The sequence below is a fragment of the Neolewinella persica DSM 23188 genome, from assembly GCF_000373105.1.
GTDB classification, from domain to species: Bacteria; Bacteroidota; Bacteroidia; order Chitinophagales; family Saprospiraceae; genus Neolewinella; species Neolewinella persica.
Genome location: NZ_KB890445.1, coordinates 35,746 through 50,993, shown reverse-complemented (window position 1 = coordinate 50,993; position 15,248 = coordinate 35,746). Strand labels below are relative to the sequence as shown.

Sequence of the window (15,248 nt, the reverse complement as noted above, 5' to 3'; positions counted from 1 at the left end):
ACCTTTCGATCGCCCTGGGCCCTCCGCCCCTTCGTACAAAATAGCTCTTGTTATTGCCTATCTTCCTCCCGAAATTAACTCCAACCATGCTGACCCGTCTGCTAACCCTGCTCCTGCTCACCCTCCTCCTCTGCACCTGCGGCCCCGCCCCCGAATCGGAAATGGACCTCACCGTCGGTGACTACCTCGAAGCCCCCTTCTCCGGCCTGGACACCCTGGCCACCAACGATTGGTGGAACCGCGCCGGTAACCCCATCATCAACCTGAAGGTCGGGCGAGATTCCGTAATCGCCTTTGGCGCCTACACCGTATCCGAAGAGGAGATGAAACTGACCGCCCAGCTCTATCCGTTGTACCCCGCAGAAAGCCGGGAGGTACGTCTCGACGTCTGGGACGGCAGTGCGTGGGTAGAAACCCTGACCCAGCCGGTGCATGAACTGGGCTGGTCGACGACCTTTCAGATCGTTGCCTGGAACACCAGCCAGGACACAAAATACCGCTTGCGACACGGCGAAAACGCCACCTACGAAGGAACCATTCGGGCCGTGCCGGAGGGTAAGGACGCAATCGTATTGGCCGCCCTGAGCTGTAATTCCAATAAAGACCGGGGCAGGCGCGAAAACTACGTTCGGAACATCAATCACCTCGACCCGGACCTCGTCTTTTTTGCCGGCGACCAATCCTACGACCATAAGGAACACACCGCCGCCTGGCTGAAATTCGGCCTGCAGTTTCGCGAAACTTTCCGCCACCGGCCGATGGTCTCCATTCCGGACGATCACGACATCGGACAGGGGAACCTGTGGGGCGAAAACGGCATCATCGCCAAGAATTCGGCGGGGCATGACGGGGGCTATTTCTACCACCATGACTACGTAAAAATGGTAGAACGCTGCCAGACGAGTCACCTGCCGCGGCCCTACGACGCGACGCCCGTTGAACAGGGCATTGGCGTGTACTACGCGAATTACCGCCTTGGGCCGGTTGACTTTGCCATCATCGAAGATCGTAAATTCAAATCCGGTCCCAACGGTAAAATTCCCCAGCAAGGTCCTCGCCCGGACCATATCCGTAACCCCGATTACGACCCCGCTTCGGTGGACGTTCCCGGCCTGAAGCTGCTGGGAGATCGTCAGTTGGCCTTCCTCGAGGGTTGGGGGAAAGACCAGCAGCCCGGCCGGATGAAGGCCGTACTTTCCCAAACCGGCTTTTGTGGCGGCGCGCACATTCACGGCCAAAAAGACAATCGCCTGCACGCTGATATGGACTCCAACGGCTGGCCGCAAACCGGACGGAATAAAGCCCTCTCCCTCATCAAGGAAGCTGGTGCCATCCACATTGCCGGAGACCAGCATTTAGCGACGGTGATCCAACACGGGATCGGGGAGTACCAGGATGGTCCGTGGGCTTTTGTTGTCCCCGCCATCGTCAACAATTATTACTCCCGCTGGTGGTGGCCAGAGGACGAGAAGGCCGGTGCTAACCCCGTCCCGGATTCTAAGTTGCCCTGGACCGGTGATTACCGCGATGGATTCGATAACCGTATTTCCGTACAGGCCTATGCTAACCCCGATACCCCGTCAAATGGTGCGGGCTTTGGCGTTATTCGCTTTCACCCGGCAAATGGAGAGGTGGTATTTGAATGCTGGCCCCGGGAGGCGGATTTGACCCAGCCGGGGGCGGAGCAGTTTGTGGGGTGGCCGGTGGTGGTTGATTATTAATCTGGGATTAAACACCCGGGCTACTGTTTTTGTCTGCCCGCTGCCCAAGAGGAAAATAGGCTGAAAAAATAATGTCGATCAAGTTAATTTAGGTGTTTAATCACTCGCCACACACCCATAATTAACATGCGTTCACTCCTGCTTTTTGTCCTCTTTGCAGTTCTCTCAACCCCTGCCCTCTCCGGCCAAAATCAGGAAAATCCTCCCTCCTCTCAAAATTGCGAAACGCCGCCTTCTGCTCAAATCGATTTAGCCGTGAACGGCGTCCGCGCCCGGCTGACCACTGGGGGTGATTTATGGTGGGACGGCCAGAATGGCCTCTACGAGGTCACTGCCGACGTCAACTCCCCAAACGTCAATCCCGTTTCCTCCATCTTTGCTGGTGGCCTCTGGATCGGGGGAATGGACCCCGGCGGCGGGCTGAAAATAGCGGCACAACAATACGGGAGAAGCCAAGGTCGGTTCGACTATTTCCCCGGTCCGCTGACGGATGAGGGCGTAGCCTTTGGCGTATGTGAAGAGTGGGACAAATTTTTCGTCATCACAAGAGCAGAGATTAACGACTACCTGGTGAACTTTGATCCGGCTAACCCGCAAGACTACCAGTTTCCGACAAACATCGCCGGCTGGCCAGCTACCGGCAATCCACTTTTCGAGGGCATCCATAATTTTGCGCTACCTCCGGCACCACATTCCATGGCACCATTCTGGGATGAAGACCAGGACGGAATCTATGATCCGCGTAACGGGGATTACCCCCTATTTTGTGGAGACGAAGCCATCTGGTGTGTCTTCAACGATGGTGATAATGTGCATGCGGATAGCGGAATCCCTTCTCAGGTGCAGGCGGAAGTGCAGCTGATGGCCTACGCCTATGCTTCAAATGATGAGGAACTGCATCGCACTACCTTCTACGATTACAAGATATACAACCGCGCGCAGGAAGACGTGATGGACTTTTATGCCGGCAACTGGATCGACGTAGATCTGGGGTGTTTTACTGATGACCTGATCGGAAGCGACCCGGAACATAATATGTTCTACGTCTACAATCAAAACGGTATTGATCGGGATCCTTGCGACGGGGGCGTTGCTTCCTACCGTGAAACTGCCCCGGTTAGCATTTTTCAGGTGGTGAATACAAACCTGGATGATGAACCTGGCGAGGAAGATCCCCTGATGCACTCCGTTGCAAATATCTACAATACGTTTGGATCTCCTCCTCTGGGAATTTCTGATCCAAGGACGGCCACAGAATACTATAGTTACCTGACGGGACGCTGGGCTGATGGTACGCCTATCACCCGTGGCGGAAATGGCTACGAAACGGAAGGAGATACCACGCTCTTCGTTTTTGATGGTGGACCGTTAGGCAACGCCACCTGGCAGCATTGTACCAGTAATATTGTACTCGCGGATATCCGTCAGGTCTACAGCACCGGTCCGTATAACTTACGTCCCGGCCAATCCGCTGAATTCACTCTCGCCATTACCACCATCTTCGGCGTGGATTATCCTGACGGAAGTTGTCCGGATACGGACGTTATAGTTGCGGCAGCTGAAAAGATCAAGGGGATTTATGACGAGAACTGTTCCCGCTCAGTATTGACGGGTACCTACCAGTCCCTTAGCCCCGGTGAGATCGGCCTAGTCACCTTCCCCAACCCAACTTCCGGGGAAGTTACTTTCCGCTTACCAGAACAGCACCGGATTGATAAAATTGAAATACTGGACATCGCCGGCCGGGTACAGAACCACTTGCGGGCGGGTAGTAACAGCCACACATTTGACCTGCGGCTCCCGGCGGGAACCTATATCTACCGGCTGACGACCACCCAGGGAGCAGTTGTGGCAGGTAGGGTGGTGGTACTGAAGTAACCCTTCCAATTAATAATGTCGTTTGATTGGCCCGTTGCCTGGAAGACCAAGCAGCCCTAGGTCTAGGAGGATGAGGGGCTTTGGCTGACTGGTTTTCATAGGTAATCTTTAATGTTAGGTTTCAGATCGCTTCGAATAATCAACGAAAACGAGGGGCTTCCTTGATCCTCCGGATCGTCGGTCTCCCCTCGCTAAGCCAGACAACCCTCCGGGTCTGGGCTGGGGGCGCTCCCTCAAATCAAGAATCAAATATTCCTACCCCTTTCCTCCGTAAATAACCGGAGCCCCCGTCTCATAAAAGAAGAAACTCCAGACGTCGGCCTGCTGCTCGATGGTTTTGGAGATGGGCGTGCCGGCCCCGTGGCCGGCGTCAACGGCCACGCGGATCAGGACGGGGTTTTCTCCTTTGTGGGCTTCTTGTAAGCGGGCGGAGAACTTAAAGGAGTGGGCGGGTACCACCCGGTCGTCGTGGTCGGCGGTAGTGACCATGGTGGAGGGATATTTCGTACCGTCTTTCAGGTTGTGCAGCGGGGAGTAGCCCTTTAGGTAGGGGAACATGTCGGGGTCTTCGCTGCTGCCGTATTCCGGTATCCAGCCTTTGCCGACGGTAAATTTATGGTACCGCAGCATATCCATCACCCCTACGGCCGGGAATGCGACGGCGAAAAGGTCAGGCCGCTGTGTCATGGCCGCGCCCACCAGCAGACCGCCGTTGGAGCCGCCAGCAATGGCCAGCTTCTCTTTTTTTGTGTAGCCTTGCTCAATCAGCCATTCGCCAGCGGCGATGAAGTCGTCAAACACATTCTGCTTGTTCTTCAGCATACCGGCTTTGTGCCATTCTTCGCCGTACTCGCCGCCACCCCGGAGGTTAGCCATAGCGAAGACCGCGCCATTCTCCAGCATCGGAATGCGGAAGGCGGAAAAACTCGGGCTCAGGCTGATGTTGAAACCGCCGTATCCGTAGAGGTAAGTCGGGTTATGTCCATCTAGTTTCAAGCCCTTCTTATGAACCAGGAACATCGTGACCGGCGTACCGTCTTTGCTGGTATAGGTCACCTGCGATTCCTCGAAGTCTGCCGGGGTAAACTTCAGCTCTGGTTGGAAGAACGGCCGGCTTTCACCCGAATCCACATCGTATTCAAAGATGGTGAAGGGGTAGGTGAAGCTGGTGAAGCCGTAGTACAACTTCTTTTCGTCCTTCTCTCCACTAAAGCCGGCGGCGTTGCCCAGGCCCGGCAATTCGATCTCCGTTTTACCGGTGCCGTCATAATTCATTTTATACCAGCGAGCAGTTGCTTTTTCGAGATAATTGACAAAGAGGTAGCCACCGCCGGTGGTGACGCTGGCCAGCAGGTTGTCGCCTTCGGGGATGATCTCCGTCCAGTTTTCCTTTTCGGGCCTATCGATGTTGATTTTTACCAGGCGATAGTTCGGGGCATCCACGTCGGTGATGATCCAGAAGTCTTTGCCTTTGTTGTCGATCACGCTGCTCTTCTGCACCGTTTCCGGGAAGAGGGCAATGGGCTTGCCGGAGGGCAGGTTTTTGCCGTCGAGCGGGAGGTAGTACAGGGCAAAACCATCGGTGCCGGGGGCGGCGTACATCACGAAGAAGTCTTCCGCTTCAGTGGTGCCTCCGTAGTGGTAGAATGTGGGGTTGTCCTTGTCTTCGAAGATCAGTTTGTCGTCACTTTGCGGCGTGCCGAGTTGGTGGTAATACACGCTGTGCATCAGGTTGTTTCCTTTCAACGCATCACCGTCTTTCGGGGCGGGGTAGCGGCTGTAGAAGAAGCCGTCGTTGTACCAGCCGGCACCGCCGAATTTGACCCACTCCAGTTCGTCCTCGAGGTCTGTATTAGTCTTCAGGTCACGGACATAGATTTTGCCCCAGTCGGAGCCGGCCTCACTGCGGCGGTAGGCCATATACCGCTTGTCTTTGTCGGCGCCGAGCAGGCCGATGGCGGTGGTGCCTTCCTCGTTCATGGTATTGGGGTCCATGAAGATTTTTTCCTCGCCGTCTTCCCCTTCTTTATAGTAGTAGACCGACTGGTTCTGTAGCCCGTCGTTCTTACTCCAGATGTAGAAGTCGCCTACTTTATTCGGCGCGCCGATGCGGGGGTAGTTGACCAGTTCGGTCATCCGGTCAGCAAAATCCTTACGGAAGGGAATGTTTTCCAGATAGCCGAAGGTGGTTTTGTTCTGGGCGGTCACCCACTGCTTGGTGGCTGCTGAATTGTCGTCTTCGAGCCAGTGGAAATCGTCCCGCACCGTTTCCTCGCCGTAGGTGTCGGTATGTTCGATTTTTTCGGTGGTGGGGTAGGTGACGGGGATTGCAGGGTAATTGATGGTCTTGCTCATGTTTTATCTTGGGGGGTCAGCGCAGCTGGCGAGCAAAAGTAACAGCGCAAGAATTGTTAAGTTCTCTATTTATTGATGGTCCTTTGTGTGGGGCGTGAAAGAGACGGAGAACGGTATAATCGGGATTGGGAAAGGTTGGTGGAGGATGCATTTTTGGCGCGGCCGCAGGTGCAGAGAAAGGGAATAAGGAGCAAAAGGCGAACCGCCCTACTGACGGGGCCTGGAGACTTACCCGCCCTGCTCATCCATCCTCTCCTTGCACCTGCGGCCCCGCCTCCTTCTTATTCTTTTTAGCCGTCCGACGGGCTTGAGGGATTCCTACATCAAATGATCGCTTTATTACCACCTACGGTGCATGCCCCACGGGGAAGGGATGTTCTGAGGCTGAATTAAGATGGGATACCTACCTTAGGCTCGATCATAGAAGCCTTACACGAACCACCCATCATGCAACACTTGAAAATCACCAAAGTCGAACTCTTCAAGGTGCCGCCCCGCTGGCTGTTCCTCAAACTTACCACCGCCGACGGCACCGTTGGCTGGGGAGAACCCGTAGTGGAGGGCCGTGCCGATACCGTCGAGGCCTGCATTAAAGAGCTCGAAACCCACATTATCGGCCACCCCGCCAACAAGATCGAAGATTTCTGGCAGATGATTTTCCGGGGTGGATTTTACCGGGGCGGCCCCGTTCTGATGAGTGCCCTCTCCGGCATTGACCAGGCTATGTGGGACATTAAGGGGAAGTCTCTGGGCGTCCCCGTTTACGAGCTGCTCGGCGGTTCCGTGCGCGACAAAGTCCGGATTTACGGCTGGGTGAACGCCGAAACACCAGAGGAATTGGCGGAAGCTACCCGAAAACGCATGGCTGATGGCTTTACCGCCGTGAAATTTAATGCCGTGGAAAAGATGGAGTGGATCGATTCGCTGAGTAAAGTGAAGCAAGCCGCGGCCAAAATGGCCGCCATTCGCGAAGCTGGCGGAGATGATCTGCTGATTGGGGTAGACCTCCACGGTCGTGTTCACAAAGGGCAGGCCAAAGCCATTGCCAAAGCCCTCGAGCCCTACCACCCCTTCTTCCTCGAAGAATTGGTGCTGGCAGAAAATAACGAAGCCCTTAAATCGCTGCACGACTATACCTCCACCCCGATCGCCACCGGCGAACGGATGTTCTCCCGCTGGGATTTCAAACGCATCCTTCAGGAGGGCTCCGTCGATATCCTGCAACCGGACCTCAGTCATGCCGGAGGCATTACGGAGGTAAAAAAGATTGCCACAATGGCCGAAGCGTATGACGTGGCCATCGCGCCCCACTGTCCGCTCGGCCCCATTTCCCTGGCCGCTGCCCTGCAGATCGACTTCAACTGCTACAATGCCATCATCCAGGAAACCAGCCTGGGTATTCACTACAACGTCGGTACAGACCTGGTAGACTATCTCAAAGACCCTGACGGCTTCGGCCTGCGCGACGGCCACGTCTCCCTGATGACCAAACCCGGCCTCGGCATCGAAATCGACGAAGAGAAGGTGCGCGAAGCTGCCAAAATCGGCCACTCCTGGAAGAATCCTATTTGGCGGAATCCGGATGGGGCGGTTGCGGAGTGGTAGGCGCCGGGCGCTGCGCGCCTTTGGCGCGTTGCAGGGTCGCTTCGCTCCTTGTTGCAGAGCGCCTTCGGCGCGTTGCAGCTACTGCACATGGAAACTCACTTCGTTCGTTCAGCGGCCATTTTTTCTGTAACCCCTGCAACGGGAGCGTAGCGACTCCTGCCACCCCTGCAACCCCTGCAACAGGAGCGCAGCGACCCCTGCAACCCTGCAACAAGGAGCGTAGCGACCCCTGCAACCCTGCAATAAGGAGCGCAGCGACTCCTGCAACCCCTGCAACAGGAGCGCAGCGACTCCTGCAACCCCTGCAACAGGAGCGCAGCGACCCCTGCAACCCTGCAACAGGAGCGCAGCGACCCCTGCAACCTGCAACTCAAAAATCATGACCAAAAAACGTTTCAACATCCTAGCCCTGATCTTCGTCACCGTAGTCATCAACTACATGGACCGGAGTAACATCTCGGTAGCTGCCGCAGCCATAGGAGAGGACCTGTCGCTGACGAAAGTACAGCTGGGCCTGATCTTTTCAGCCTTCGGCCTTACTTATTCCCTGCTGCAAATTCCCGGCGGTATTTTGGTGGATTACGTGAAGCCGAGGATATTGTATCCGATCATTCTGGTTATGTGGTCGTTGGCGACACTCTTTCAGGGCTTGGTGAGTTCGTTGGGGGCGTTGATCGGTCTGCGGGCATCGATCGGCGTGTTCGAGGCACCGTCTTATCCGACCAATAATAAGATCGTAACCAGCTGGTTTCCGGAGGAGGAACGCGCTTCGGCCATCGCTATGTATACTTCCGGTCAGTTCATCGGCCTGGCATTTCTGACGCCGGCATTGGTGGCAATTCAGGCTTACTACGGCTGGCGGGGGCTGTTCGTTATTTCAGGTTTGATGGGCATCGCTTGGGCTGGAATCTGGTACGCTTTTTACCGGGATCCACAGGATCATGAGACCGTCTCCGAGCAGGAGTTAGCACTGATCAAAGCAGGCGGCGGCATCATCAGTGATGAGCAGAACGCAGAGGGACACGTGAATTTTAAGTTGTCTGACCTGGCCGAAGCATTCAGGCACCCAAAGCTTTGGGGTATTTATCTGGGACAGTTCTGCATGGGATCATTGTTCATCTTTTTCCTGACCTGGTTTCCTACTTATTTGGTGGAGTATCGCGGTCTTGACTTTATCAAATCTGGCTTTCTGGCTTCCATTCCTTTCCTGGCAGCCTTTTTTGGTGTCTTGCTGGCAGGCTTTTCTTCGGATTTCCTCGTTCGCCGGGGGATCTCCAAAGAAGCTTCGCGTAAGGGACCGATCCTGGTAGGAATGTTGTTGTCCATCAGCATTATTGGTGCCAACTATACCGACAACACGGCGCTGATCATCTTCTTTCTTGCCCTGGCCTTCTTCGGCAACGGCCTGGCGTCGATCACGTGGGTATTTGTTTCCTTGCTGGCCCCGACCCGGCTGATTGGCCTGGTAGGCGGCGTGTTCAATTTCATTGGTGGCCTGGCCGGCGTCGTTACCCCCACGGTGATCGGTTACCTCGTACAGGATGGTGATTTTTCCCCAGCCCTGTTCTTTATCGGTGGGATGGCCTTCCTTGGGTTCTGTAGCTACTTATTCCTGGTGGGCACGATTGAGCGGGTGGATGTTGTTGGGGAAAGGGGGGATGATATTAAAGAAAGGGGAGTGGACGAGCATTTTCTTGACTAGCTGGCTGTCGTACGCCCGCAAGCCCCCTGACCCCGACAGCCCGTTAGGGTTAAAGGGGTTTACAATATTGCCACGTGCTGCAAGGAGCCATACAAAACGCAATATTCCTTCCTGCCAATCTTCAAAACAATCCTATTTTGCAAGCCCTGTAACCCCTGCTATGCCTCGCTTCTGTATTTTAGTAATCCTGCTGTGCGTAACAATAATTGGTCACTCACAAGCGAATCTATCCGGTACCCTCGTCGACGAGGTAACGGGCGAACCGGTTTCTTTCGCCACCGTTTACCTTGACGGGACCAGCAAAGGGGAGGTGACCGGGGATGACGGCAGCTTCTTTCTGCGTGATGTTGCCCTGCCGGCCACCCTGGTCGTCAGTCACCTCAACTACGTAAACCAGGCATTGTCGGTAACCAGTTCTTCCGGGCAATTGTCCATTCGGCTGGCTCCCCGCGAAGAAGTGCTGGCTGGCGTGGAGGTCACTGATCGAAACTTACGTGAAAAGACCCTGGCAGAATTTAAATTACTGTTACTAGGTACGGATGATTGGGGTAAGACCTCCAGCATCCGGAACGACGAAGTGCTCCGTTTTGATCGGGATTACGTGGAGAAAAAGATAACCGTTTGGTCAGAAAACATGAGAACCAAACTGCTCGAACGAGACAATGAAAACGCGCGGTGGTCCGGAGATGGGAAAGAATATTACTTCGACGAGGCGGTGAACCTAAAAGCTGCTACCGTTGCGCCCCTGGAGATCGAATTACCGCATCTGGCCTACGTGTTACGGATGGACCTTAACCAGTTCAGGGCGCAATACGCCGAGGGCCGCCGGGCCTATCTGGGCACCTTCTTTTTTGCAGATTCTAAAGAGGTGAAACGTAAGCATCTTCGTAATCGCCAGCGTGCTTACCTTGGTTCTTCGATGCATTTTGCCCGGGCCTTATTGGCGAATGAGTTGCCCCAAAACGGGTTTAAAATTGTGGAGACCGTTAAAGACGAGGTCACTAAACAGGAGGCGGTTCTGGAGATCGATTTACGGACACACCTGCACCAGGTCAATGAAAAAACATGGGAACTCAGGGGGCTGAGCGGACGGACCTTTACAGTATTGTACTACGCCGACGGAAAACAACGGCCACTACCGCCTGGCAAATGGCGTCGCAGCCAACCGGCGCAATCTTCTTTTTACATTGAGGCTGACCGTTGTGTAATATTTGCCGGCGGTGTATTCGGCGATGCTACGATCGCTTTCTCCGGCTATATGGGCACGCGGGGCTTAGCCTGGCTGCTACCCGTGGATTATGTTTATGAAGAAGAGTAGTTGGGCGCGGCCGCAGGTGCCGGAAAAGGGGCGAAGGAACAAGGGGGAGGACTCATGTTCTCTTGTCGATCGCCCGACGGACGAGCCAGCTCCCGCGGCGATTTCGTTTCGCGGCTGCCTTCGGTGGTCGGCCGATGAGCGATCTTATGATTCCAACCCCGCTCCTCAACAACCTCCCCCGGCATCCCGCGCCCGCGCCTTACCTTCGCGAAAAATAGAGCACAATGGCGAAAAATATCGTAAAAAAACGCAGCAAAATATCCATCGAAGTAGGGCTGGATGCAGATCAAATGCCCGTCGAAATGAAGTGGGGCGCATCGGATAAACCCGGACCCAGTGAAGCTTGTAAAGGAATGTTGCTCGCCCTGTTCAACTCGCAAACCAAGGAAACCATGAAGGTGGATTTGTGGACAAAAGAGATGCAGGTCGTGGAGATGGACCGGTTCATGTACCAAACCCTCCGAGGTTTGGCAGATACCTACTTTAAAGCCACCGGAAACGAGGAACTGGCCAACCAGATGCAGCAGTTCGTGTTCTTTTTTGGACAGGCCACCGGCGCCATACCTAAGCAGTAAAAAAACCTTATGATGAAGTGGTTGAAACGGATTGGAATTACGCTGGGGGTGATCTACCTCATCATCTGCGGACTGTTGTACTTTCAGCAGGAAGCCCTGATTTTTCATCCGCACCAAAAAACGGCAAATCACAGCTACGGGGATTACCCGGAAGAGTGGGTCACCATGCCCGACGGCGTGCGGCTGCACGCCCTTCACTTGCAAAAAGAGAACCCACGGGGGGTGATCCTTTACCTGCACGGCAACGTTGGCGATAATGGCCGAAGCCTGTACCAGACCCGCGCTATCCAATCGCTGGGTTTCGACCTTTATTTGGTGGATTACCGCGGCTTTGGAAAAAGTGAAGGCGCAATTGGCGGTGAAGCAAACATGACCGATGATCTTCAGGTGGTCTACGAACGGCTGAAGCAGGATTATGCCGAAAAAGACATCATACTGGTCGGGTATTCCCTGGGTTCCGGTCCGGCCAGTTTTCTGGCGGCGAATAATGATCCCCGGGCAGTTGTCCTGGTGGCGCCCTACACCAGCCTGACGGCCATGAAAAACCAGTTTTTCTGGATGTTTCCCGACTTCCTGATGAAGTATGGCCTTAATAACCGTAAGCATCTCGCAGCATCGTCTGCACCCGTTTATCTCCTCCACGGAACCGACGATGAGCTTATCCCTGTAGCCATGAGCGAAGAACTGGAAGCCCTGGCAGCAGACCGGATCAAACTGGTGGAAATGCCGAACATTGGCCACCGGGGCGCGATTTTAAACTCAATGTTTGGGGAGGTGGTTAAGCTGGCCGGTAGAGTGGGGGAGTAGCTTCCTTTTAAGGGCGCGCGGGCTGTGCCCCGAGAATTCCTGGCACTCCTTAAAAACTAATCCCGGAACCTATCGCCTGCTAATGGATCATTTCAGAAATTTCCTGGCTCATTCCGTTCGGACGGGGCTTGCCCCTACGGACTACACACATCTTTACGGTGCTCTAAATGATCGGATGTAGGGTGGTTAGAATATGAGAGCTTACGGATAGACCGCTCGTCCGCCGAGGCGGCCTGAAGGGCCTGACTCGTCGGCCGACAGGTCGTATATGGCCGGAATCTCTCGGCGGACGAGTCAGCTCCTACGTCGCGCCTCGGCCGACGAGCGCTTCCTCGAAAACCTTCTGATTTGAAATCCTAACCACCCTACATCGGATGAGAAAACTGCGGGCCTGTAAACTTGTGTGCAGGCCGTAGTGATTTCCCCCGCCCGACCAGCAGCTAAGTCAACAAATTTAGATTAGCCTGTACTACCGAGGCAAAATAAAAATCGGAAAGTCCTGCACGTTCACCGGGAAGACAGTAGTTGGACTTTGGTTGCCATTAGTCAGTTCTTTAACGTTGCGGGAAATGAAGAGGTCCAACGATTTACAAGTGACCTGATTGGGATGCTCATCGCCACCGTAGCGGGCACCGCCCTTCAATCCTGCAAGCAAGGCCTCGGTGAAAGCCCCGTTCTGCCACTTAGTGTCCTCCTGGCTTTTTTGCCGGCCGGTACTTGAACTGAAGACCACCGCCCCGTTCTCCGCACTGATCAGCTCGTTGATGATCCCGTTGACGTTGGGCACTTCCCGCCGTTTTCCCGTAGTGCGCATCACCCCGCCGCTGTGACAGGCGTCCATGAAGACCACGATCTTGCCCGCTACGCTGGCCACCGTTTCCCGGATCTCGTCCTTCATCAGTGCGGTGCGGCGCAGGCTGGCGTCGTCGGCCCCGACGGGGAGGTAGTAGAAGGTGCCCTGATCATTCTCCAGACCGTGGCCGGCGAAGAAGATCATGGCCACGTCGTGCTGGGTGGTTTCCTTGGTGAGCCAGTCGAGGGCGTCGAGGATGTTGTCTTTGGTGGCGTCTTGGTCGACCAGGAGTCGCGAGTGGACTTTATTGTAGAGCAGCCCTTGCTGGGTCTTCATCAGGTCATAGAAGTCGCGGGCATCATTGTCGGAGTAGTCGAGGTCGAAGTCGTCAATTTTGTAATCGGCCACGCCGATGGACAACAGGTAGAGGTTCGGCTTGAAGTTGACGGGGGAACCTGAAGCGGAGCCGACGTACTTCAGGTCAATCGACGCTGGTTCGCTTTTGCCGTGTCTATTGCTGGCCAGTAGGGAAACCCGGCAATCCGTCGCGGGAATCTGAACGGTGATATCTCCACGTAAACCTTTGGGTTTGATGCCCCGCTGCCCGGGAATGGGCCGACCATCAATCTGTACCGACAGGCCGGTAAGCGGCTCGCCGTTCGGCGAGGTGATGTCGTACCGCACCGTCACTTCCCGGCGACTGACCGTGCTGCCACCCGGCGGACTCAGTATCCGAATCAGGGGCGGGAGTTGATTGGCGACGCTGCGGGTGGTGGAGGTAGCCCGGCCCCGGGCCTGGTCGGCCTGCTGCAGGGCTACCTCCACGTCGGCAGTCATGATGACCCGCTGCACCACATCCGGCCGGTAATATTTGTCCCTGAACCGGGAGAGCGGATAAAAAAGCGCTTCCTTGTCCATCCCCTGATTGACGTGCCAGCCGAGGAACTCCTCCGCACCGGGGGAGGCATTATAGTAGCCATCGGGCGTCCAGCAGACCCAGCGCTCCCGGTCCGGGTGGATGAAGAGGCTGAGGAGGTGCCTGCCGTCCGTCATTCGGTACCAGCGGATGACGCCGTCGCCGTGGGTGGCTACGACAACACGGCCGTTGGGGGCGATATTGACCGCCCAGGTAGTTGCTGGAGTGTCAGTGTCCCATATTTTTTTGCCTTCGGCATTGAGGCTGTACAAATCATAACTTCCCCCGATTACGATAGCACTTCCACTACCGTTGATGTCTACGGAGTGGGATTGCTCATAGGCTTGGAGAAAGTTGAGCTTTTGGTTATTTAGCTTGGGCGACACATCGTCTTGCCAGTCCGTAATTGTCAGTTTACCCCGGCTGGCAGTGAAGCTTTCTCCGGTAAATTTATCCGCTTGCAGGGTGCCCGCAGTTAAATCGAAGTTTATGGGTAATTGACTGTGGGGACTAACCCCTACACGGGTTCCATCTTGATTCAGGAGCAAGTGGGATCGTTGGTGAATATTGAAATATAATGCATTAGCTCCTGTGTATTCAACGCGCTCCTTCAGGCTGGCAGAGACAATTGCCCAGTCAGGCCGAGACCCCCCGATCAAGATATTGCCACTAGTAGTGGATTTTAGATCCATGATAGTATTCTGACTCACCACTAGGTCTGTATAAGGTCCTTTTCCCTGCTTGTCCCAAATTCGTAAACAATAGCCATAAACGCCATCAACCGTTTTGCTATTGTAACCTCCGGCAATTAGCTGGTTTCCGTCTTTGGAGAAGGAGGTTTTATTTAACCTAGTGCTTATCGTAATTGCTCCCGTAATGTCAGGCTGATATCGCTCTTCGAGGCTTTGGGCATCAAGCACGCTTAGGTTAGGAGAATTGTCATAAGCAACAGCCAGTAACTGGCCATCCGGTGAAAAATCCAGGGAGTACGGCCGTTTATCCTTGCCCAGCTGTTTTTTATTGCTAAGCGTAAAGTCAGCGGCATAGCGTCGCACAAAACCGTCGTTACTAACCGTCGCGAGGCTACCGTTGGCCCCAAAAGCCAGGTTGTATAATTCGCTTCCGTAGTCCGTGTCTTCTCCTACTTTTTTGAAATTAGACGTACTATAAACACGTATCCCGTCAGTTCCCCCCAGACTGGCGGCAAAAAAGCGGCCATCGGGACTAAATTCTATGTCCAGTATAACATTGCTGTGCCCACCGATACGGTGGAGCATTTTCCCGGTGTCCGCGTCGAAAATATAGAGGTCGTGATTACGCGACTTGCTCCACCCACCTACAATAGCAATTGTTCCGTCGGGGGATATGGCCCCGGCATAAGTTTTCCCGAAATTCCCTTCATCGATGGGGACCCTCAAAGTACGGAGCAGTGCTCCGTTTTCCCCGTTCCATAGTTTAGCGGTCTTATCATCACTAAGGGTAAGTATATTTTTACCAGAATAATCGACGTCGATTTTTCTGATCATTGCCGTATGTATTCCCAAGTCCAGTCGCAGCACCGGCTGGGTGGACTGGGCA

The 15,248-nt window shown here is 54.6% G+C and carries 9 protein-coding genes; 7 read left to right on the top strand and 2 right to left on the bottom strand.

The window, feature by feature from the left end:
• Positions 1 to 86: 86 nt before the first annotated feature.
• The gene (locus tag B036_RS0118765; protein ID WP_020570272.1) at positions 87 to 1,721 is read left to right on the top strand and encodes a metallophosphoesterase family protein; all 1,635 of its coding nucleotides are present in this window, start codon (positions 87 to 89) and stop codon (positions 1,719 to 1,721) included.
• A 126-nt stretch (positions 1,722 to 1,847) separates the two neighbouring features.
• Positions 1,848 to 3,599: a T9SS type A sorting domain-containing protein gene (locus B036_RS30050; RefSeq protein WP_020570271.1), complete on the top strand. Its 1,752-nt coding sequence runs from the start codon at positions 1,848 to 1,850 to the stop codon at positions 3,597 to 3,599.
• Positions 3,600 to 3,854: 255 nt separating this feature from the next.
• On the opposite strand, the gene B036_RS0118755 is transcribed toward B036_RS30050, so the two are convergent.
• The gene (locus B036_RS0118755) at positions 3,855 to 5,954 is read right to left on the bottom strand and encodes a prolyl oligopeptidase family serine peptidase (protein WP_020570270.1); all 2,100 of its coding nucleotides are present in this window, start codon (positions 5,952 to 5,954) and stop codon (positions 3,855 to 3,857) included.
• Positions 5,955 to 6,401: 447 nt separating this feature from the next.
• Here B036_RS0118755 and dgoD point away from each other — a divergent pair, with 447 nt between their 5' ends.
• The 5 genes from dgoD to B036_RS0118725 all read left to right on the top strand — a co-directional run bounded on the left by dgoD (position 6,402) and on the right by B036_RS0118725 (position 11,961).
• Positions 6,402 to 7,559, top strand: coding sequence for a galactonate dehydratase (gene dgoD / locus B036_RS0118750; protein ID WP_020570269.1), 1,158 nt, complete (start codon positions 6,402 to 6,404; stop codon positions 7,557 to 7,559).
• 379 nt (positions 7,560 to 7,938) lie between these two features.
• Positions 7,939 to 9,261 carry an MFS transporter gene (locus B036_RS0118740; RefSeq protein WP_020570267.1) on the top strand — a complete coding sequence of 441 codons (1,323 nt, stop codon included), beginning with the start codon at positions 7,939 to 7,941 and terminating at the stop codon, positions 9,259 to 9,261.
• Between the two features lie 160 nt (positions 9,262 to 9,421).
• A complete protein-coding gene (locus B036_RS0118735; protein ID WP_020570266.1) occupies positions 9,422 to 10,579 on the top strand; it encodes a carboxypeptidase-like regulatory domain-containing protein in 1,158 nt (385 codons plus the stop codon).
• Positions 10,580 to 10,803: 224 nt separating this feature from the next.
• A complete protein-coding gene (locus tag B036_RS0118730) occupies positions 10,804 to 11,154 on the top strand; it encodes a hypothetical protein (protein WP_020570265.1) in 351 nt (116 codons plus the stop codon).
• A gap of 9 nt (positions 11,155 to 11,163) precedes the next feature.
• Positions 11,164 to 11,961 (top strand): alpha/beta hydrolase, encoded by a 798-nt coding sequence (locus tag B036_RS0118725; protein ID WP_044103152.1) that lies wholly within the window; start codon positions 11,164 to 11,166, stop codon positions 11,959 to 11,961.
• A 469-nt stretch (positions 11,962 to 12,430) separates the two neighbouring features.
• Here B036_RS0118725 and B036_RS0118720 read toward each other — a convergent pair whose 3' ends face one another.
• Positions 12,431 to 15,196 carry a caspase family protein gene (locus tag B036_RS0118720; protein ID WP_052333978.1) on the bottom strand — a complete coding sequence of 922 codons (2,766 nt, stop codon included), beginning with the start codon at positions 15,194 to 15,196 and terminating at the stop codon, positions 12,431 to 12,433.
• Between the last annotated feature and the right edge of the window lie 52 nt (positions 15,197 to 15,248).